The sequence below is a fragment of the Pseudomonas sp. UME65 genome, assembly GCF_014170225.1.
In the GTDB taxonomy this organism is placed as follows: Bacteria; Pseudomonadota; Gammaproteobacteria; order Pseudomonadales; family Pseudomonadaceae; genus Aquipseudomonas; species Aquipseudomonas protegens.
Genome location: NZ_LZZQ01000013.1, coordinates 493003 through 513289 on the forward strand (window position 1 = coordinate 493003; position 20287 = coordinate 513289).

At 59.5% G+C, this 20287-nt stretch carries 19 protein-coding genes; all 19 read left to right on the top strand.

Features of this window, described 5'->3' with window-relative positions:
- Positions 1–44 precede the first annotated feature (44 nt).
- The 19 genes from mnmE (at position 45) to glmS (ending at position 20262) form a co-directional block, all read left to right on the top strand.
- The gene (mnmE, locus tag A9971_RS17095) at positions 45–1415 is read left to right on the top strand and encodes a tRNA uridine-5-carboxymethylaminomethyl(34) synthesis GTPase MnmE (protein ID WP_041120513.1); all 1371 of its coding nucleotides are present in this window, start codon (positions 45–47) and stop codon (positions 1413–1415) included.
- A gap of 311 nt (positions 1416–1726) precedes the next feature.
- Positions 1727–3139 carry an amino acid permease gene (locus A9971_RS17100; RefSeq protein WP_183001274.1) on the top strand — a complete coding sequence of 471 codons (1413 nt, stop codon included), beginning with the start codon at positions 1727–1729 and terminating at the stop codon, positions 3137–3139.
- Between the two features lie 3 nt (positions 3140–3142).
- Positions 3143–3964, top strand: coding sequence for a phytanoyl-CoA dioxygenase family protein (locus A9971_RS17105; protein WP_183001273.1), 822 nt, complete (start codon positions 3143–3145; stop codon positions 3962–3964).
- A 545-nt stretch (positions 3965–4509) separates the two neighbouring features.
- Positions 4510–6402 carry a tRNA uridine-5-carboxymethylaminomethyl(34) synthesis enzyme MnmG gene (mnmG, locus tag A9971_RS17110; protein WP_152685845.1) on the top strand — a complete coding sequence of 631 codons (1893 nt, stop codon included), beginning with the start codon at positions 4510–4512 and terminating at the stop codon, positions 6400–6402.
- 5 nt (positions 6403–6407) lie between these two features.
- Complete coding sequence (gene rsmG / locus A9971_RS17115) at positions 6408–7043, top strand: 16S rRNA (guanine(527)-N(7))-methyltransferase RsmG (RefSeq protein ID WP_015637574.1); 636 nt, start codon at positions 6408–6410, stop codon at positions 7041–7043.
- Between the two features lie 18 nt (positions 7044–7061).
- Positions 7062–7859, top strand: coding sequence for a ParA family protein (locus tag A9971_RS17120; RefSeq protein ID WP_011064388.1), 798 nt, complete (start codon positions 7062–7064; stop codon positions 7857–7859).
- A gap of 9 nt (positions 7860–7868) precedes the next feature.
- Positions 7869–8741, top strand: coding sequence for a ParB/RepB/Spo0J family partition protein (locus tag A9971_RS17125; protein WP_011064387.1), 873 nt, complete (start codon positions 7869–7871; stop codon positions 8739–8741).
- Between the two features lie 148 nt (positions 8742–8889).
- Positions 8890–9297 carry a F0F1 ATP synthase subunit I gene (locus A9971_RS17130; RefSeq protein WP_015637573.1) on the top strand — a complete coding sequence of 136 codons (408 nt, stop codon included), beginning with the start codon at positions 8890–8892 and terminating at the stop codon, positions 9295–9297.
- A 16-nt stretch (positions 9298–9313) separates the two neighbouring features.
- Entirely contained in the window at positions 9314–10186 is an 873-nt protein-coding gene (atpB, locus tag A9971_RS17135; RefSeq protein ID WP_011064386.1) for a F0F1 ATP synthase subunit A, read from the top strand.
- A gap of 132 nt (positions 10187–10318) precedes the next feature.
- Positions 10319–10576, top strand: a complete 258-nt coding sequence (gene atpE / locus A9971_RS17140) for a F0F1 ATP synthase subunit C (protein WP_002555987.1) — start codon at positions 10319–10321, stop codon at positions 10574–10576.
- 57 nt (positions 10577–10633) lie between these two features.
- Positions 10634–11104 carry a F0F1 ATP synthase subunit B gene (locus tag A9971_RS17145; RefSeq protein WP_011064385.1) on the top strand — a complete coding sequence of 157 codons (471 nt, stop codon included), beginning with the start codon at positions 10634–10636 and terminating at the stop codon, positions 11102–11104.
- A gap of 12 nt (positions 11105–11116) precedes the next feature.
- Positions 11117–11653, top strand: coding sequence for a F0F1 ATP synthase subunit delta (locus tag A9971_RS17150; protein WP_011064384.1), 537 nt, complete (start codon positions 11117–11119; stop codon positions 11651–11653).
- 21 nt (positions 11654–11674) lie between these two features.
- The gene (atpA, locus tag A9971_RS17155; protein WP_011064383.1) at positions 11675–13219 is read left to right on the top strand and encodes a F0F1 ATP synthase subunit alpha; all 1545 of its coding nucleotides are present in this window, start codon (positions 11675–11677) and stop codon (positions 13217–13219) included.
- Positions 13220–13269: 50 nt separating this feature from the next.
- Positions 13270–14130, top strand: a complete 861-nt coding sequence (gene atpG / locus A9971_RS17160; RefSeq protein ID WP_011064382.1) for a F0F1 ATP synthase subunit gamma — start codon at positions 13270–13272, stop codon at positions 14128–14130.
- Between the two features lie 27 nt (positions 14131–14157).
- Entirely contained in the window at positions 14158–15534 is a 1377-nt protein-coding gene (gene atpD / locus A9971_RS17165; RefSeq protein ID WP_011064381.1) for a F0F1 ATP synthase subunit beta, read from the top strand.
- Between the two features lie 45 nt (positions 15535–15579).
- Positions 15580–16005, top strand: coding sequence for a F0F1 ATP synthase subunit epsilon (locus tag A9971_RS17170; RefSeq protein WP_011064380.1), 426 nt, complete (start codon positions 15580–15582; stop codon positions 16003–16005).
- 115 nt (positions 16006–16120) lie between these two features.
- Positions 16121–17488 (top strand): bifunctional UDP-N-acetylglucosamine diphosphorylase/glucosamine-1-phosphate N-acetyltransferase GlmU, encoded by a 1368-nt coding sequence (gene glmU, locus A9971_RS17175; RefSeq protein WP_183001272.1) that lies wholly within the window; start codon positions 16121–16123, stop codon positions 17486–17488.
- A 160-nt stretch (positions 17489–17648) separates the two neighbouring features.
- Positions 17649–18419 (top strand): DeoR/GlpR family DNA-binding transcription regulator, encoded by a 771-nt coding sequence (locus A9971_RS17180; RefSeq protein WP_169892547.1) that lies wholly within the window; start codon positions 17649–17651, stop codon positions 18417–18419.
- Positions 18420–18429: 10 nt separating this feature from the next.
- Positions 18430–20262: a glutamine--fructose-6-phosphate transaminase (isomerizing) gene (gene glmS / locus A9971_RS17185; protein WP_019095991.1), complete on the top strand. Its 1833-nt coding sequence runs from the start codon at positions 18430–18432 to the stop codon at positions 20260–20262.
- Positions 20263–20287: the final 25 nt, after the last annotated feature.

Here is a 20287-nt window from a genome sequence, read left to right on the forward strand (position 1 = left end):
GTGGGGCGTTTTGCTATCTGTCACTTTTGTCTGGATGTCGGGTTATGAATGTCCCTCGTGAAACCATCGCTGCCATTGCTACCGCCCAGGGCCGCGGCGGCGTGGGTATCGTACGGATTTCCGGGCCCCTGGCGGGCGCGGCAGCCAAAGCCATCAGCGGTCGTGAGCTGAAGCCGCGGTTTGCCCATTACGGGCCGTTTCTCAGTGAGCAAGAAGAAGTCCTGGATGAGGGCATTGCCCTGTATTTCCCCGGGCCGAACTCCTTCACCGGCGAAGACGTGCTGGAACTGCAGGGCCACGGCGGCCCGATTGTTCTCGACATGCTGCTGCAGCGCTGCCTGGAACTGGGCTGCCGCCTGGCTCGGCCGGGGGAATTCAGCGAGCGTGCGTTCCTCAACGACAAACTGGACCTGGCCCAGGCCGAAGCCATTGCCGACCTGATCGAGGCCAGTTCGGCACAGGCTGCGCGCAATGCCCTGCGTTCGCTGCAAGGGGCGTTCTCCCAGCGTGTGCATAACTTGACCGAGCAACTGATCGCCCTGCGGATCTATGTCGAAGCGGCGATCGATTTTCCCGAGGAAGAAATCGACTTCCTTGCCGATGGCCATGTGTTGAGCATGCTCGATGCAGTGCGTGACGAGTTATCCACAGTACTGCGTGAAGCCGGGCAGGGCGCCTTGCTGCGCGATGGCATGACCGTGGTGATCGCCGGGCGCCCAAATGCCGGCAAATCCAGCCTGCTCAACGCCCTGGCCGGGCGCGAGGCTGCCATTGTCACCGATATCGCCGGCACCACTCGGGACATCCTGCGCGAACATATCCACATCGACGGCATGCCGTTGCACGTGGTGGACACCGCAGGGCTGCGGGACACCGAGGACCAGGTGGAAAAGATCGGTGTCGAACGGGCCCTCAAGGCCATCAGCGAGGCCGACCGGGTGTTGCTGGTGGTGGACGCCACCGCGGCGGAAGCAGCGGACCCCTTCGCCCTGTGGCCGGAGTTTCTCGAACAGCGACCAGACCCGGCCAAGGTCACGCTGATTCGCAACAAGGCCGATCTGACCGGTGAACCCATTGCCCTGGAAACCTGTGACGATGGCCATGTCACCATCAGCCTCAGTGCCATGGCCGCGGGTAGCGGGCTGGAACTGCTGCGTGACCACCTGAAAGCCTGCATGGGCTATGAACAGACGTCCGAAAGCAGCTTCAGTGCGCGCCGCCGGCACTTGGAGGCATTGCGCTACGCCAGTGCCGCCCTGGAACATGGCCGGGCACAGTTGACCCTGGCAGGTGCCGGCGAACTGCTGGCCGAGGACTTGCGCCAGGCTCAGCAATCGCTGGGGGAAATCACCGGGGCCTTCAGTTCCGATGACCTGCTGGGGCGGATCTTCTCCAGCTTCTGCATCGGCAAGTAATCATCCTTCCGAGCAAGCGCCTGTGGACAACTCCCTCCGGGATACCGTCTGCGGGCGTTACCTTTATCCCCCATCCAAGCCCGCTGCGACATTGAGTAACAGCGCCCGACTGAAAATAACTGCTTTATCCCCCGGTTAATCAGCCAATAGCCGTCATATCGCAGAAGTTCGCATAAGCGCCGATTTGGTTCCCTATTTGCATCCATTTCTTGTACAGGTTTATACATCTCGGGAAATTCCCCGGCATGCGTCGCCTGGGCCGACGGTTGGAAGCCGGCTTGTCTTCATGAACCTGCATTCAAGGAGCTGAAATGGCTGACGCGGGCACTGTTCTACAGCGTGGCCTGAGCACCCGGCACATCCGCTTCATCGCCCTGGGCTCTGCCATCGGCACAGGCTTGTTCTACGGTTCGGCGGCCGCCATTCAACGGGCGGGGCCTTCGGTCCTGCTGGCCTATCTGATTGGCGGCGCAGCCATCTACCTGACCATGCGCGCCCTGGGAGAGATGGCAGTCAGGACCCCTGTTTCAGGCTCTTTCGGACATTACGCCAGCAGTTATCTGGGACGTTTTGCGGGGTTTCTCACCGGTTGGAGCTACGCCTTTTCCATGCTCATGGTGTGCCTGGCTGACGTCACCGCATTCGGCGTCTACATGGGCCTGTGGTTTCCCGATACTCCCCGCTGGATCTGGGTGCTGAGCATTGTCCTGGGCATTGGCGCCTTGAACCTGTGCAGCGTAAAGGTGTTCGGCGAGCTGGAGTTCTGGCTGTCGCTGCTCAAGGTTGGCGCCATTGTGGCCATGATCGTCGGCGGCTTTACCCTGCTGTTCTTCGGCATCCAGCTTGGGGAGGAACAAAGCCGGGGAGGGCTGGCCAATCTCTGGGAATACGGCGGCTTTTTCCCTAACGGCGTGGAGGGCATGATCGCCTCCTTCACCATCGTCATGTTCGCCTTTGGTGGAATCGAAGTCATCGGCATCACCGCCGGCGAGGCCAAGGACCCGCAGCGCATGATCCCCAAGGCCATCAACTCGGTACCGCTGCGGATCCTGATCTTCTACGTACTGACCTTGCTGATTCTGTTGACCCTGGCGCCCTGGTCGAGCATCGGTAGCCATGGCAGCCCGTTCGTGCAGATCTTCAGCAGCCTGGGGATCAGTTCGGCGGCCACGGTGCTGAATATCGTAGTGATTTCCGCCGTGGTCTCGGCCATCAACAGCGATATCTTCAGTGCCGGGCGAATGATGTATGGCATGGCGGCGATCGGGCAGGCGCCGGCAGTGTTCGCCAGGACCTCCCGGTTCGGCGTGCCCTGGATGACGGTGTTGGTCATGTCGGTGGCATTGCTGCTGGGGGTGCTGCTCAACTACTGGATCCCGCAGGAACTGTTCCTGATCTTTGCCTCGCTGGTGACCTTTTCCGTGGTCTGGGTCTGGCTGATGATCCTGCTGTCACAAATGGCCATGCGTCGTGGCATGAGTGCCAGGGAAATCCACGAACTGAAGTTCCCGGTGCCCCTGGGCACTGCGGGTCAGGCCTGTGCCGTGGTTTTCATGTTGTTCATCTTCGGTGTGCTGGGCGCATTTGCCGATACGCGCCTGGCTCTGTATGTGGGGCTGGGCTGGTTGGCGCTGCTGTCGCTGGCCTATTGGATATGGTTCAAGCCGGATACCACCGGCTCGGCCGCCGCCGAGCCCGGTATCGGAACTCAGGAAAAGGGATAACACATGGGATCGTTCGAGTTGCCGCCTACAACCATTGAAGCCTTCCAGCGCGATGGCGCTGTGTGCATTCGCCAACTGTTCAGCAGCGATGAAGTCGGCCTGCTGGAGCGGGGGATCGAGCACAACCTGACGTTTCCCAGCGAACGGGCCAAGGTCGCCAGCCGTCCGGACGACCCTGGCTGGTTCTTCGAGGACTTCTGCAACTGGCAAGAGAACCCGGCCTATAGGCAGTTCATCTTCCAGAGCCGGGTTGGCCATGTGGCTGCGCAACTGATGGGCAGCGATCAGGCTCGCCTGTATCACGACCACCTGCTGGTCAAGGAACCCAATACCCGGCAACGCACGCCCTGGCACCAGGACCAGCCGTACTACAACGTCGAAGGCCGTCAGAACTGCAGCATGTGGATGCCGGTGGACCCGGTGGCCCGGGAATCGACCCTGGAGTTCATTGCCGGCTCGCACCTGGGGCCCTGGCTGATGCCGCGAACCTTTCTCGACAACCAGGCCAGGTGGTTCCCCGAGGGCAGCCTGGCTGATCTTCCGGACATCGAGGCCGATCGTCCAGCATGGAACATTCTGGGCTGGGAACTGCAGCCCGGCGACGCAGTGTTTTTCCACATGCTGACCCTGCATGGGGCCGGCGGTGTAGGCGGAAATAGACGACGGCGGGCATTTTCCCTGCGTTTTCTCGGAGAAGACATGCGCCATGCCCCGAGACCATGGCGAACCTCACCGGAATTCCCCGGCCTGGTCGAACAGTTGGCCGCCGGCGCCGCTCTGGAACATGAGCTGTTTCCACGTTTGTGGCCTCGCGACCTGGCCTGAACGGTCATTTATCCACCGGCAGGTCGCGCTCGCGGCCTGTCTTTTCGCGTTATCCAGCTTCCATTTTCGTTCTTTGCCCTGGGCGAAGGGGGTAGCTGTGGGCGTCTATCAGTGGAAAGCAGGTTTTTCTGTGGATTAAGCCCTGTGAATAACTGCCCTTCAGCTCAGTTGATAACCGGGCTCCAAAACTGAGGAAAACCACCCCTGTGGATAACCACCCCATTCATCCACAGGCTTAAACCGGTTATCCAAGGGCCTCATTGCCACCTAACCACAGACTTTAAAATCTCTGTACACATTGTAAATAAAGGGATACAGCAATCTATCCACAGATAGGGTGCTGTATAAGAATAAACATAAAAACAAGGTTTTAATAAATCTCTCTCTTTTAATTTCTATTGTCCGCCAGTCATCCACAGCTGGTTAAATTTTGTGCAAAGGGTTCTTTAGAAAGGTCGAAGTCCCTATACTTGCCGCCTTGGTCCAAAAACCAACCCGACAACTACTCCTAATTACTCCTACTTGAAGCAGGCACGAGGTGCGTGGTGGATTTCCCTTCCCGTTTTGAAGTGATCGTCATCGGCGGCGGTCATGCCGGTACCGAGGCAGCACTTGCATCAGCACGCATGGGGGCAAAAACCCTGTTGCTGACGCATAACGTGGAAACCCTCGGTGCCATGAGCTGCAATCCCGCGATCGGCGGCATTGGCAAGAGCCACCTGGTCAAGGAAATCGATGCCCTGGGCGGCGCGATGGCCATGGCTACTGATAAGGGCGGCATCCAGTTTCGCGTGTTGAACAGCCGCAAAGGCCCTGCCGTGCGCGCTACCCGCGCCCAGGCCGACCGCATTCTGTATAAGGCAGCTGTACGCGAGATCCTCGAAAACCAGCCCAACCTGTGGATATTTCAACAGGCGGCTGACGACCTGATCGTTGAACAGGATCAGGTCCGTGGTGTTGTGACCCAGATGGGCCTGCGTTTCTTCGCCGAATCCGTGGTGTTGACCACCGGTACCTTCCTCGGCGGACTTATCCACATCGGTATGCAGAACTACTCCGGCGGTCGTGCTGGTGATCCGCCCTCGATTGCCCTGGCGCAACGACTTCGGGAACTGCCTCTGCGTGTCGGCCGCCTGAAAACCGGCACACCGCCGCGTATTGATGGCCGTTCTGTGGATTTCTCGGTAATGACCGAGCAACCCGGCGATACCCCGATTCCCGTGATGTCGTTCCTGGGGTCGAAAGAGCAGCATCCACCGCAAGTCAGTTGCTGGATTACCCACACCAACGCCCGCACCCACGAAATCATTGCTTCGAACCTCGACCGTTCGCCGATGTATTCCGGGGTGATCGAAGGTATTGGCCCGCGTTACTGCCCGTCGATCGAAGACAAGATCCATCGCTTTGCCGACAAGGAAAGCCACCAGGTCTTCATCGAGCCCGAAGGCCTGACCACCCACGAGCTGTACCCGAACGGGATATCCACCTCCCTGCCATTCGACGTGCAATTGCAGATCGTGCAGTCGATTCGCGGCATGGAAAACGCCCATATCGTGCGCCCGGGCTATGCCATCGAGTACGACTACTTCGACCCGCGGGACTTGAAGTACAGCCTGGAAACCAAAGTCATCGGTGGCCTGTTCTTCGCAGGCCAGATCAATGGCACCACCGGCTATGAAGAAGCCGGTGCCCAAGGTTTGCTGGCCGGGGCCAACGCGGCACTGCGTGCTCAGGGCAAAGACAGCTGGTGCCCGCGTCGCGACGAGGCCTATATCGGGGTACTGGTGGATGACCTGATTACCCTGGGCACCCAGGAACCGTACCGGATGTTCACGTCCCGGGCGGAATACCGCTTGATCCTGCGTGAAGACAACGCCGACCTGCGTCTGACCGAAAAAGGTCGCGAACTGGGGCTGGTGGATGACGTGCGCTGGGCCGCTTTCTGCAAGAAACGCGAAGGCATTGTCCAGGAAGAACAACGTTTGAAGTCCACCTGGGTTCGTCCGGGTACCGAGCAGGGTGATGCCATTGCACAAAAATTCGGCACGCCGCTGACCCACGAATACAACCTGCTGAACCTGCTGAGCCGTCCGGAAATCGACTACGCTGGTCTGGTCGAAGTGACCGGGCAAGGCGCTGAAGATCCACAGGTCGCCGAACAGGTCGAGATCAAGACCAAGTACGCCGGCTACATCGATCGCCAGCAGGACGAAATTGCTCGCCTGCGCGCCAGTGAAGACACCAAATTGCCTGTGGATATCGATTACAGCGGTATTTCCGGCCTGTCGAAGGAAATCCAGAGCAAGCTCGGCGCGACCCGTCCGGAAACCCTGGGCCAGGCCTCGCGGATTCCCGGTGTAACCCCGGCAGCGATCTCCCTGTTGATGATTCACTTGAAAAAACGCGGCGCGGGCCGTCAGTTGGAGCAAAGCGCTTGAGTTCTATGGTCACCCCACAACACGCGGATGAGTTATCCACAGGTGCTCGCCAGCTCGGCGTCGAACTGAGCCCGACCCAGCACCAATTGCTGCTGGGTTACCTGGCCCTGTTGATCAAGTGGAACAAGGCCTACAACCTCACTGCGGTGCGCGATCCCGATGAAATGGTCTCCCGCCATCTGCTCGATAGCCTGAGCGTGATGTCGTTCATCGAAAACGGCCGCTGGCTGGACGTCGGCAGCGGTGGCGGCATGCCCGGCATCCCGCTGGCGATCCTGTTTCCCGAGTCGCAAGTCACCTGTCTGGACAGCAACGGCAAGAAAACCCGCTTCCTGACCCAGGTCAAACTCGAACTCAAGCTCGAAAACCTGCAAGTTATCCACAGTCGGGTCGAAGCCTTCACCCCTGAGCAGCCTTTCAACGGGATCATTTCCCGGGCGTTCAGCAGCATGGAGAACTTCACCAGCTGGACCCGCCACCTGGGCGACCGCGATACACGCTGGCTGGCAATGAAGGGCGTCCATCCCTCGGATGAGCTGTTAGCATTGCCGGCAGACTTCCACCTCGATAGCGAACACGCCTTGGCCGTACCCGGTTGCCAAGGCCAACGCCATCTGCTGATACTGCGCCGCACGGCATGATTGGGAACACAAGCAAGAATGGCTAAGGTATTCGCGATAGCGAACCAGAAAGGTGGCGTGGGCAAGACCACCACCTGCATCAACCTCGCAGCATCCCTGGTAGCGACCAAGCGCCGGGTGCTGTTGATCGATCTTGATCCACAGGGCAACGCCACCATGGGTAGCGGTGTGGATAAACACGGTTTGGAAAACTCGGTCTATGACCTGCTGATCGGTGAGTGCGACCTGGCCCAGGCCATGCATTTCTCCGAGCACGGCGGTTACCAGTTGCTGCCGGCCAACCGCGACCTGACGGCCGCGGAGGTGGTGCTGCTGGAAATGCAGATGAAGGAAAGCCGTCTGCGCAGCGCCCTGGCGCCAATCCGTGAAAACTACGACTACATCCTGATCGACTGCCCGCCGTCGCTGTCGATGCTCACCCTCAACGCCCTGGTCGCCGCCGATGGGGTCATTATCCCCATGCAGTGCGAGTACTACGCGCTGGAAGGTTTGAGCGACCTTGTGGATAACATCAAGCGCATCGCCGAACTGCTCAACCCGGAGCTGAAGATCGAAGGCTTGCTGCGCACCATGTTCGACCCGCGCCTGAGCCTGATGAACGATGTTTCCGCGCAGCTCAAGGAACACTTCGGCGATCAGCTGTATGACACCGTGATTCCGCGCAACATCCGTTTGGCCGAAGCGCCGAGCTACGGTATGCCGGCGTTGGCGTACGACAAACAATCCCGTGGCGCGCTGGCCTACCTGGCCCTGGCGGGCGAGATGGTTCGCCGGCAACGTAAACAATCGCGCGTCGCAGCCGCCCAGCCAACTTAAGGAATCCCCATGGCCGTCAAGAAAAGAGGTCTCGGACGTGGACTGGATGCACTGTTGAGTGGTCCGACTGTCAGCGCACTGGAAGAACAAGCGGTGCAGGCCGACCAGCGTGAGCTGCAACACCTGCCCCTGGACCTGATCCAGCGCGGCAAGTACCAGCCGCGTCGGGACATGGACCCGCAAGCGCTGGAAGAACTGGCGAATTCGATCAAGAGCCAGGGCGTGATGCAGCCGATCGTGGTCCGGCCCATCGGTGGTGGTCGTTTCGAGATCATTGCCGGCGAGCGCCGCTGGCGCGCCAGCCAGCAGGCCGGCCAGGAAACCATCCCGGCGATGGTCCGCGATGTGCCGGATGAAACCGCCATCGCCATGGCACTGATCGAGAACATCCAGCGTGAAGATCTCAATCCCATCGAGGAGGCGGTGGCCCTGCAGCGCCTGCAGCAGGAATTCCAGCTGACTCAGCAACAGGTCGCCGAAGCCGTGGGCAAGTCCCGCGTCAGCGTGGCCAACCTGCTGCGCCTGATCGCCTTGCCTGAGGTGATCAAGACCATGCTGTCCCACGGCGACCTGGAAATGGGTCATGCCCGTGCATTGCTCGGATTGCCGGAAAATCAACAGGTTGAAGGGGCGCGACACGTTGTCGCACGAGGCCTCACCGTGCGCCAGACCGAGGCCCTGGTTCGCCAGTGGCTGAGCGGCAAACAGGAACCTGCTGAACCGGTCAAGCCAGACCCGGATATCGCCCGTCTCGAGCAGCGTCTGGCCGAGCGCCTGGGCTCTGCGGTGCAGATCCGCCACGGCAAGAAGGGTAAAGGTCAGCTGGTGATCGGCTACAACTCCCTGGATGAGCTGCAAGGCGTCCTCGCTCACATCCGCTGAAACATTTCCTTATGTAGCGCGCAGTCGGAAATCACTACCCGGCAGTTGAATAGGGGCTGAACCGCCCCTATACTCTGCGCGCATTTTGTCGGCACAAATTATGCCAAGTTAATGAATTCTGGCAGCCGACCCTTGAGGAGCAAGAGCGATGGAAACCCGCACGCCAAACCGCTTGCCGTTTCATCGCTTGGCGGTTTTTCCGGTTTTACTGGCTCAGTTGATCATTTTACTGATAGCCGCTCTGGCGCTCTGGCAATGGCGTGGAGTCGTAGCCGGATACTCAGGCCTTTGCGGAGGACTGATAGCCTTGCTACCCAATGTGTATTTCGCTCACAGGGCATTTCGGTTTTCCGGCGCCCGAGCGGCCCAAGCCATCGTCCGGTCTTTTTATGCCGGTGAGGCGGGCAAACTGATTTTGACGGCGGTGCTGTTTGCACTGACGTTTGCAGGTGTGAAGCCATTGGCGCCGCTGGCTGTATTCGGCGTCTTCGTGCTGACCCAACTGGTCAGCTGGTTCGCTCCCCTGCTAATGAGAACAAGACTTTCGAGACCTTAGGGCGTTTGAGGCAACCATGTCAGCAGAAACAACCGCTTCGGGCTATATCCAGCACCACTTGCAGAACCTGACCTTCGGTCAGCTACCCAATGGGAGCTGGGGCTTTGCCCACTCCGCAGCAGAAGCCAAGGAAATGGGCTTCTGGGCATTCCACGTCGATACCCTCGGCTGGTCTGTCGCACTGGGTGTGATCTTCATTCTTCTGTTCCGCATGGCGGCCAAGAAGGCGACTTCCGGCGTGCCGGGCGCTTTGCAGAACTTCGTTGAAGTCATGGTTGGCTTCGTCGATGGCAGCGTGAAGGACAGTTTCCATGGCCGCAGCCCGGTGATCGCACCGTTGGCACTGACCATTTTCGTCTGGGTGTTCCTGATGAACGCCATCGACCTGGTACCGGTGGACTGGATTCCACAACTGGCCATGTTGATCTCCGGCGACCAGCACATTCCGTTCCGTGCCGTATCCACCACTGACCCGAACGCCACCCTGGGCATGGCCCTGTCGGTGTTTGCGCTGATCATTTTCTACAGCATCAAGGTCAAGGGCATCGGCGGCTTCATCGGCGAACTGACCCTGCACCCGTTCGGCAGCAAGAACATCCTGGTTCAGGCGCTGCTGATTCCGGTGAACTTCCTGCTTGAATTCGTGACCCTGGTTGCCAAGCCGATCTCGTTGGCACTGCGTCTGTTCGGCAACATGTATGCCGGCGAACTGGTGTTCATCCTGATCGCTGTGATGTTCGGCAGCGGCCTGCTGTGGCTCAGCGGCATGGGTGTAGTTCTGCAATGGGCGTGGGCTGTGTTCCACATCCTGATCATCACCCTGCAGGCCTTTATCTTCATGATGCTGACCATCGTCTACCTGTCGATGGCGCACGAAGAGAACCATTAAGACCAGTCTCGACTAGTCTGATGTCCCTCTCGTTGCGGCGAGAGGGGGCCCGTCTCGGGTCAATGAAACGATTTGTTTTACCGCTTTAATCTAAAAAACCTAAACCATACGACGTAAAAGTCGGGAGGAAAGATGGAAACTGTAGTTGGTCTAACCGCTATCGCTGTTGCACTGTTGATCGGCCTGGGCGCACTGGGTACCGCAATTGGTTTCGGCCTGCTGGGCGGCAAGTTCCTGGAAGGCGCAGCGCGTCAGCCAGAAATGGTTCCAATGCTGCAAGTTAAAATGTTCATCGTTGCCGGTCTGCTCGACGCCGTAACCATGATCGGTGTTGGTATCGCTCTGTTCTTCACCTTCGCAAACCCCTTCGTTGGTCAACTCGCTGGCTAATCACTCGATTCTTCGAGTTGATTGGTGTGACGGACAACGAACGAGCGAGGTGTTGGCGTGAACATTAATGCAACCCTGATTGGCCAGTCCGTTGCGTTCTTAATTTTTGTATTGTTCTGCATGAAGTTCATTTGGCCTCCGGTCATTGCAGCTCTGCACGAACGTCAAAAGAAGATCGCGGATGGACTGGACGCTGCCAGCCGAGCAGCTCGTGACCTGGAACTGGCCCAAGATAAAGCGGGTCAGCAACTGCGCGAAGCTAAAGCTCAGGCAGCTGAAATCATTGAGCAAGCCAAGAAGCGCGGTTCTCAGATCGTCGACGAAGCCCGTGAACAGGCTCGTGTCGAAGCTGAACGTGTGAAGGCTCAGGCTCAGGCCGAGATCGAACAGGAACTGAACGGCGTCAAAGACGCGCTGCGCGCCCAACTGGGCAGCCTGGCAGTCAACGGCGCAGAGAAGATCCTGGGTGCCACAATCGATCAAAACGCGCACGCAGAGCTGGTTAACAAACTGGCTGCTGAAATTTAAGCGAGGGCGATCATGGCAGAACTGACCACGTTGGCCCGACCTTACGCTAAGGCGGCCTTCGAGCACGCTCAGGCCCACCAGCAGCTGGCCTCTTGGTCAGCCATGCTCGGCCTGGCTGCAGCGGTGTCACAAGATGACACCATGCAGCGCGTGCTTAAGGCCCCGCGACTGACGAGCGCAGAAAAGGCCAGCACTTTTATCGAAGTGTGTGGCGACAAGTTTGATGCACAGGCACAGAATTTCATTCACGTTGCCGCCGAAAACGACCGTCTCCTGCTGTTGCCGGAGATCTCCGCTCTGTTCGACCTGTACAAGGCCGAGCAAGAGAAATCGGTGGATGTGGATGTGACCAGTGCGTTCGCATTGAACCAAGAACAGCAAGACAAACTCGCCAAGGTTCTCAGTGCACGGCTCGGCCGGGAAGTGCGACTGCACGCTGCGGAGGATGCCAGCCTTATTGGTGGCGTCGTAATCCGCGCCGGCGACCTGGTTATCGATGGCTCGATTCGCGGCAAACTCGCGAACCTTGCCGAAGCATTGAAATCTTGAGTTTGAAGGGGCAGCAGAGCAATGCAGCAACTCAATCCTTCCGAAATAAGTGAAATTATCAAGGGCCGCATCGAAAAGCTCGATGTGACCTCCCAAGCCCGTAACGAAGGCACTGTCGTCAGCGTATCTGACGGCATCGTGCGGATTCACGGTCTGGCCGACGTTATGTATGGCGAGATGATCGAGTTTCCGGGCGGCGTCTACGGTATGGCCCTCAACCTGGAGCAAGACTCCGTAGGTGCCGTTGTATTGGGCGCGTACACCAGTCTGGCTGAAGGCATGAGCGCCAAGTGCACTGGCCGCATCCTGGAGGTTCCGGTTGGTAAGGAACTGCTGGGTCGCGTAGTCGACGCACTGGGTAACCCAGTTGACGGCAAAGGTCCGCTGAACAACACCGAGACCGACGCGGTCGAGAAAGTTGCTCCAGGCGTGATCTGGCGTAAGTCGGTAGACCAGCCTGTACAGACTGGCTACAAGGCTGTCGATGCCATGATCCCAGTCGGCCGTGGCCAGCGTGAGCTGATCATCGGTGACCGTCAGATCGGTAAGACCGCTCTGGCGATCGACGCGATCATCAACCAGAAAGACAGCGGCATTTTCTGCGTCTACGTGGCTATCGGTCAGAAGCAATCGACCATCGCCAACGTGGTTCGCAAGCTGGAAGAAAACGGTGCACTGGCTAACACCATCATCGTTGCAGCGAGCGCTTCGGAATCTGCAGCACTGCAATTCCTGGCTCCGTACTCCGGTTGCACCATGGGCGAATACTTCCGCGACCGCGGTGAAGACGCGCTGATCGTTTATGACGATCTGTCCAAGCAAGCAGTGGCTTACCGCCAGATTTCCCTGCTGCTGCGCCGTCCACCAGGCCGTGAAGCTTACCCAGGCGACGTGTTCTATCTCCACTCCCGTCTGCTGGAGCGCGCATCCCGCGTTTCCGAAGAGTACGTAGAGAAGTTCACCAACGGCGCAGTGACTGGCAAGACCGGTTCCCTGACCGCTCTGCCGATCATCGAAACCCAGGCTGGCGACGTTTCCGCGTTCGTTCCGACCAACGTGATTTCCATCACCGACGGTCAGATCTTCCTGGAATCGGCCATGTTCAACTCCGGCATCCGTCCGGCTGTGAACGCCGGTGTTTCGGTATCCCGTGTGGGTGGTGCCGCTCAGACCAAGATCATCAAGAAGCTGTCCGGTGGTATCCGTACCGCTCTGGCTCAGTACCGTGAACTGGCGGCATTCGCCCAGTTCGCTTCTGACCTGGACGAAGCGACCCGTAAGCAACTTGAGCATGGTCAGCGCGTTACCGAGCTGATGAAGCAGAAGCAATATGCGCCGATGTCCATCGCCGACATGTCCTTGTCCCTGTATGCCGCTGAACGTGGCTTCCTGACGGACGTCGAGATTGCCAAAGTTGGTAGCTTCGAACAGGCCATGATTGCTTACTTCAACCGCGATCACGCCGACCTGATGGCGAAGATCAACGTGAAGGGTGACTTCAATGACGAAATCGACGCTGGCCTGAAAGCCGGTATCGAGAAGTTCAAAGCCACCCAAACCTGGTAAGCCGCAGCGGGAGCCGCAAGGCTCCCGCTTGCTAACCTGATAGGTGTTACATGGCAGGCGCAAAAGAGATTCGCAGTAAGATTGCGAGCATCAAAAGCACGCAAAAAATTACCAGCGCCATGGAAAAAGTGGCGGTCAGCAAAATGCGCAAGGCACAAATGCGCATGGCTGCTAGCCGTCCTTATGCGGAGCGCATCCGCCAGGTTATTGGTCATCTGGCCAACGCCAACCCGGAATATCGTCACCCGTTCATGATCGACCGTGCTATCAAGCGCGTCGGTTACGTTGTGGTGAGCAGTGACCGTGGTCTGTGTGGTGGCTTGAACACCAACCTGTTCAAGGCCCTGGTCAAGGACATGGCGGTAAACCGCGAACAAGGCGTCGAGATCGATCTGTGTGTGGTTGGTAGCAAGGGTGCGGCCTTCTTCCGCAACTTCGGCGGTAACGTCGTTGCAGCTATCAGCCATCTGGGTGAAGAGCCGTCGATCAATGATCTGATCGGCAGCGTCAAGGTGATGCTGGATGCGTACCTGGAAGGCCGGATTGACCGCCTGTCCGTGGTATCCAACAAGTTCATCAACACCATGACCCAGCAGCCGACCGTGGAGCAGTTGATTCCACTGGAGGCAACCCCGGATCAAGAACTCAAGCACCACTGGGACTACCTCTACGAACCGGATGCCAAGGAGCTGCTGGACGGCTTGATGGTCCGTTACGTGGAGTCGCAGGTCTACCAGGCGGTGGTCGAGAACAACGCAGCTGAACAAGCGGCGCGGATGATCGCAATGAAGAACGCTACCGACAACGCCGGTGATTTGATCAGCGATTTGCAGCTGATCTACAACAAGGCGCGTCAGGCTGCGATCACCCAAGAGATCTCGGAAATCGTCGGCGGCGCTGCCGCGGTTTAACGGTTCAAATATTCAGAGGATCCAGCTATGAGTAGCGGACGTATCGTTCAAATCATCGGCGCCGTTATCGACGTGGAATTTCCACGCGACAGCGTACCGAGCATCTACGACGCCTTGAAGGTTCAAGGCGCCGAAACCACTCTGGAAGTTCAGCAGCAGCTGGGCGATGGCGTGGTGCGTACCATTGCGATGGGCTCCACCGAAGGCTTGAAGCGCGGTCTGGACGTCAACAACACTGGCGCAGCCATCTCCGTACCGGTCGGTAAAGCGACCCTGGGCCGGATCATGGACGTACTGGGCAACCCAATCGACGAAGCCGGTCCTATCGGTGAAGAAGAGCGTTGGGGCATCCACCGTCCAGCACCTTCCTTCGCAGAACAGGCAGGCGGCAACGACCTGCTGGAAACCGGGATCAAGGTAATTGACCTGGTTTGCCCGTTCGCCAAGGGCGGTAAAGTCGGTCTGTTCGGTGGTGCCGGTGTAGGCAAGACCGTAAACATGATGGAACTGATCCGTAACATCGCCATCGAGCACAGCGGTTATTCCGTGTTCGCCGGTGTGGGTGAGCGTACTCGTGAGGGTAACGACTTCTACCACGAGATGAAGGACTCCAACGTTCTGGACAAAGTGGCACTGGTCTACGGCCAGATGAACGAGCCGCCGGGAAACCGTCTGCGCGTAGCCCTGACCGGCCTGACCATGGCCGAGAAGTTCCGTGACGAAGGTAACGACGTTCTGCTGTTCGTCGACAACATCTACCGTTACACCCTGGCCGGTACCGAAGTATCCGCACTGCTGGGCCGTATGCCTTCCGCAGTAGGCTACCAGCCGACCCTGGCTGAAGAGATGGGCGTTCTGCAAGAACGTATCACTTCGACCAAGCAAGGCTCGATCACCTCGATCCAAGCGGTATACGTACCTGCGGACGACTTGACCGACCCGTCGCCAGCGACCACCTTCGCCCACTTGGACGCCACCGTCGTTCTGTCCCGTGACATCGCTTCCCTGGGTATCTACCCAGCGGTAGACCCACTGGACTCGACTTCCCGTCAGCTGGACCCGAACGTGATCGGCAACGAGCACTACGAAACCGCTCGCGGCGTTCAGTACGTACTGCAGCGTTACAAAGAGCTGAAGGACATCATTGCGATCCTGGGTATGGACGAGCTGTCGGAAACCGACAAGCAGTTGGTATCCCGCGCTCGTAAGATCCAGCGCTTCTTGTCGCAGCCGTTCTTCGTGGCTGAAGTCTTCACTGGTTCTCCAGGCAAATACGTTTCCCTGAAAGACACCATCGCTGGCTTCAAAGGCATCCTCAACGGTGACTACGACCACCTGCCAGAACAAGCGTTCTACATGGTCGGCGGCATCGACGAAGCGATCGAGAAAGCCAAGAAACTGTAATCCCGGCGCCCGGCAACGGGCGCTAATTTAGGTTGAGGCAAGCAGATGGCTATGACAGTCCATTGCGATATCGTCAGCGCGGAAGGGGAAATCTTCTCCGGTCTGGTGGAGATGGTGGTTGCGCACGGTGAACTGGGTGATCTTGGTATCGCTCTGGGTCACGCACCGCTGATCACCAACCTGAAGCCAGGTCCGATCCGCTTGATCAAGCAGGGCGGGGAAGCCGAGGTGTTCTACATCTCCGGTGGTTTCCTCGAGGTTCAGCCGAACATGGTCAAGGTTCTTGCCGACACCGTGCAACGTGCTGCCGACCTGGACGAAGCCTCCGCTCAGGAAGCCGTCAAGGCTGCTGAGAAGGCCCTGAATGAAAAAGGCGCAGATTTCGACTACGGTTCTGCTGCTGCACGTCTGGCCGAGGCCGCAGCTCAGCTGCGTACCGTCCAGCAGATCCGCAAGAAGTTCGGCGGCTAAGTCGCAGGCTTTCTGTGTGATTGATTAAAAAGGGTAGCCTCGGCTACCCTTTTTATTTTCCGCAATTCACCCCCCTCTTGGTCGCAGTCTGACCTTCCAGGATTGGTAGCCAGTCATGTCTCTCGAAATCTTTATCCTCGCCGCAGGCCAGGGCACCCGCATGCGTTCGGCGTTGCCCAAGGTTCTTCACCCGGTCGCCGGCAACTCCATGCTCGGGCATGTTATCCACAGCGCCCGGCAACTCGACCCACAGCGTATCCATGTGGTGATCGGCCACGGTGCCGATGTGGTGCGCGAGCGGCTGGACGCCGACGACCTGAATTTCGTGTTGCAGGACAAGCAACTGGGCACCGGCCATGCGGTGGCCCAGGCGGTGCCCTTCATTAGCGCCGACACCGTGCTGATCCTCTATGGCGACGTACCGCTGATCGAAGTCGAGACCCTGCAGCGCCTGCTCAAGCAGGTGGGGCCGGAGCAACTGGGCCTGCTCACCGTCGAGCTGGACGACCCGACCGGCTACGGGCGCATCGTTCGTGATGCCGACGGCAAAGTCGTCGCCATTGTCGAGCAGAAGGATGCTGACGAAGCCACACGCGCCATCACCGAAGGCAACACCGGCATTCTCGCAGTGCCCGGCAAGCGCCTGGGCGACTGGACCGGCCGGCTGTCCAACAACAACGCCCAGGGCGAGTACTACCTCACCGACGTGATCGCCATGGCGGTCAGCGACGGCCTGATCGTCGCCACCGAGCAGCCCCACGACGCCATGGAAGTGCAGGGCGCCAACGACCGCAAGCAACTGGCCGAGCTGGAGCGGCACTACCAGTTGCGTGCCGGCCGCCGGTTGATGGCCCAGGGCGTGACCTTGCGCGACCCGGCACGTTTTGATGTGCGTGGCGAAGTCACCGTTGGCCGTGATGTGCTGATCGACATCAACGTGATTCTCGAAGGCCGGGTAGTGATCGAGGACGACGTGATCATCGGCCCCAACTGCGTGATCAAGGACAGCACCTTGCGCAAGGGCGCGGTGATCAAGGCCAACAGCCACCTCGATGGCGCGGTGATGGGCGAGGGCAGCGATGCCGGTCCGTTCGCCCGGCTGCGTCCCGGTACCGTGCTGGAGGCCGGGGCTCATGTGGGTAACTTCGTCGAACTGAAGAATGCCCACCTGGGCCAGGGTGCCAAGGCCGGCCACCTGACCTACCTGGGCGACGCGGTGATCGGTGCGCGCACCAACATTGGCGCCGGCACCATCACCTGCAACTACGATGGGGTGAACAAGCACAAGACGATCATGGGCGAAGACGTGTTCATCGGCTCCAACAACTCGTTGGTAGCACCTGTGGATATCTCCTCCGGCGCCACCACGGCTGCCGGTTCCACCATCACCCAGGATGTGGCCCCGGCTCAACTGGCGGTCGGCCGCGCCCGGCAGAAGAACATCGACGGCTGGAAACGGCCGGAGAAGATCAAGAAGGACTGAGGTTATCCACAACCGCGGAACCCTGTTCGCCGGCAAGCTGGCTCTTACACCCATCTGTAGGAGCCGGCTTGCCGGCGATTTTTTTCACCTGCGCGCTTGACGAAGTTTCGATCTTGGGTTTTTATTGCTTCCGTTATCTTTCGAATCGAAACTTAAAGCCATCATGTCAAAACGCAACACACCTCAACGTCGCCACAATATCCTCGCCTTGCTCAATGAACAGGGCGAAGTGAGCGTTGACGAGTTGGCCAAGCGTTTCGAAACCTCTGAAGTTACGATTCGAAAGGACCTGGCCGCTCTGGAGAGCAATGGCTTGCTGCTGCGCCGCTACGGTGGAGCGATCACCATGCCCCAGGAACTGGTCAGCGATATTGGCCAGCCCGTATCCCTCTACAAGCAGGCCATTGCCCGCGCTGCGGTGCAGCGTATCCGTGAGCATGCCCGGATCATCATCGACAGTGGCAGCACCACCGCCGCGATGATCCCCGAGTTGGGCCTGCAGCCTGGCCTGGTAGTCATGACCAACTCGCTGAATGTGGCCAACGCCCTGAGCGAGCTGGAGCACGAGCCGGTGCTGTTGATGACCGGCGGCACCTGGGACCCGCATTCCGAGTCCTTCCAGGGCCAGGTGGCCGAGCAGGTTCTACGCTCATACGACTTCGACCAGCTGTTTATCGGTGCCGATGGAATCGATCTGGCCCGTGGCACTACCACCTTCAACGAACTGCTGGGTTTGAGCCGGGTCATGGCCGAAGTGGCCCGGGAAGTGGTGGTGATGGTCGAATCCGACAAGATCGGCCGCAAGATTCCCAACCTGGAGCTGCCGTGGAGCAGCGTCCATACCCTTATTACCGATGATCGCCTGCCCTTAGAGGTCCGCGACCAGATCCAGGCCCGCGGCATAACTCTGATTTGCGCGGCTGTCAGCTAGGAGAGAAACCATGTGTGGAATTGTTGGCGCCGTTGCTGAACGCAATATCACCGCCATTTTGCTGGAAGGCCTCAAGCGCCTCGAATACCGCGGCTACGACAGCGCCGGTGTGGCGGTCTATACCAATGCCGGCAAGCTGGAGCGCATGCGGCGCCCGGGCAAGGTCAGCGAACTGGAGCAGGCCCTGGCCAGTGAGCCGCTGGTCGGCCGCCTGGGCATCGCCCACACCCGTTGGGCCACCCACGGTGCGCCATGCGAACGTAATGCCCACCCGCATTTCTCCGGCGACCTGGCGATCGTGCACAACGGCATCATCGAGAACCACGAAGCCTTGCGCGCGCAGCTCGGCGCCCTGGGTTACGAGTTCACTTCGGACACCGACACCGAAGTCATCGCCCACTTGCTGAACCACAAGCTCAAGGACCTGGGAGACCTCACCAAGGCCCTAAAGGCCACCGTCAAGGAGCTGCATGGTGCCTACGGCCTGGCCGTGATCAGCGCCAGCCAGCCGGACCGCCTGGTTGCGGCCCGCAGCGGCAGCCCGCTGGTGATCGGCCTGGGCCTGGGGGAAAACTTCCTCGCCTCCGACCAGTTGGCCCTGCGCCAGGTCACCGACCGCTTCATGTACCTGGAAGAAGGTGATATCGCCGAAATCCGCCGCGACAGCGTGCAGATCTGGGACATCAACGGCAAGGCCGTGGAACGCGAAGCAGTGCAGTACCGTGATGGCGCCGAAGCGGCAGAGAAGGGCGAGTTCCGCCACTTCATGCTCAAGGAAATCCACGAGCAGCCATCCGTGGTGCAGCGCACCCTGGAAGGCCGCCTGAGTGCCAACCAGGTACTGGTCCAGGCCTTCGGTCCGCAAGCCGCCGAGCTGTTCGCCAAGGTGCGCAATGTGCAGATCGTCGCCTGCGGCACCAGTTACCATGCCGGCATGGTCGCCCGTTACTGGCTGGAAGAACTGGCCGGCATCCCCTGCCAGGTGGAAGTGGCCAGCGAGTTCCGCTACCGCAAGGTGGTGGTGCAGCCCGACACCCTGTTCGTGACCATCTCTCAGTCCGGCGAAACCGCCGACACTTTGGCCGCTCTGCGCAATGCCAAGGAGCTGGGCTTCCTCGCCAGCCTGGCGATCTGCAACGTCGGCATCAGCTCCCTGGTGCGTGAATCCGACCTGACCCTGCTGACCCAGGCCGGTCGCGAGATCGGCGTGGCCTCCACCAAGGCCTTCACCACCCAACTGGTGGGCCTGCTGTTGCTGACCCTGTCCCTGGGCCAGGTACGTGGCACCCTGGCTGCCGGCGTGGAAGCCGAGCTGGTGGAAGAGCTGCGTCGCCTGCCGATCCGCCTGGGCGAAGCCCTGGCCATGGATGGCGTGGTGGAAAAAACGGCCGAGCTGTTTGCCGACAAGCACCACACCCTGTTCCTCGGCCGTGGTGCCCAGTACCCGGTGGCGATGGAAGGCTCGCTCAAGCTCAAGGAGATTTCCTACATCCACGCCGAAGCCTATCCGGCCGGCGAGCTCAAGCACGGCCCCCTGGCGCTTGTGGATAACGACATGCCGGTGGTTACCGTGGCACCGAACAACGAGCTGCTGGAAAAGCTCAAGTCCAACCTGCAGGAAGTGCGCGCCCGTGGCGGCGAGCTGATCGTGTTCGCCGACGAGCAGGCCGGCATGACCAATGGCGAAGGCACCCACGTGATCCAGATGCCGCACATCCACGACATTCTCTCGCCGATCCTCTACACCATCCCGCTGCAGCTGCTGTCCTACTACGTGGCCGTGCTCAAGGGCACCGACGTCGACCAGCCGCGCAACCTCGCCAAGTCGGTGACCGTGGAGTGAGTTATCCACAGTGACCGTCCAGGTG

Bases quoted from the DNA above. Each gene is read 5' to 3' on its own strand.
- mnmE (WP_041120513.1), top strand. From the start codon at position 45: ATGAATGTCCCTCGTGAAACCATCGCTGCCATTGCTACCGCCCAGGGC.
- A9971_RS17100 (WP_183001274.1), top strand. From the start codon at position 1,727: ATGGCTGACGCGGGCACTGTTCTACAGCGTGGCCTGAGCACCCGGCAC.
- A9971_RS17105 (WP_183001273.1), top strand. From the start codon at position 3,143: ATGGGATCGTTCGAGTTGCCGCCTACAACCATTGAAGCCTTCCAGCGC.
- rsmG (WP_015637574.1), top strand. From the start codon at position 6,408: ATGGTCACCCCACAACACGCGGATGAGTTATCCACAGGTGCTCGCCAG.
- A9971_RS17120 (WP_011064388.1), top strand. From the start codon at position 7,062: ATGGCTAAGGTATTCGCGATAGCGAACCAGAAAGGTGGCGTGGGCAAG.
- A9971_RS17125 (WP_011064387.1), top strand. From the start codon at position 7,869: ATGGCCGTCAAGAAAAGAGGTCTCGGACGTGGACTGGATGCACTGTTG.
- A9971_RS17130 (WP_015637573.1), top strand. From the start codon at position 8,890: ATGGAAACCCGCACGCCAAACCGCTTGCCGTTTCATCGCTTGGCGGTT.
- atpB (WP_011064386.1), top strand. From the start codon at position 9,314: ATGTCAGCAGAAACAACCGCTTCGGGCTATATCCAGCACCACTTGCAG.
- atpE (WP_002555987.1), top strand. From the start codon at position 10,319: ATGGAAACTGTAGTTGGTCTAACCGCTATCGCTGTTGCACTGTTGATC.
- A9971_RS17150 (WP_011064384.1), top strand. From the start codon at position 11,117: ATGGCAGAACTGACCACGTTGGCCCGACCTTACGCTAAGGCGGCCTTC.
- atpA (WP_011064383.1), top strand. From the start codon at position 11,675: ATGCAGCAACTCAATCCTTCCGAAATAAGTGAAATTATCAAGGGCCGC.
- atpG (WP_011064382.1), top strand. From the start codon at position 13,270: ATGGCAGGCGCAAAAGAGATTCGCAGTAAGATTGCGAGCATCAAAAGC.
- atpD (WP_011064381.1), top strand. From the start codon at position 14,158: ATGAGTAGCGGACGTATCGTTCAAATCATCGGCGCCGTTATCGACGTG.
- A9971_RS17170 (WP_011064380.1), top strand. From the start codon at position 15,580: ATGGCTATGACAGTCCATTGCGATATCGTCAGCGCGGAAGGGGAAATC.
- glmU (WP_183001272.1), top strand. From the start codon at position 16,121: ATGTCTCTCGAAATCTTTATCCTCGCCGCAGGCCAGGGCACCCGCATG.
- glmS (WP_019095991.1), top strand. From the start codon at position 18,430: ATGTGTGGAATTGTTGGCGCCGTTGCTGAACGCAATATCACCGCCATT.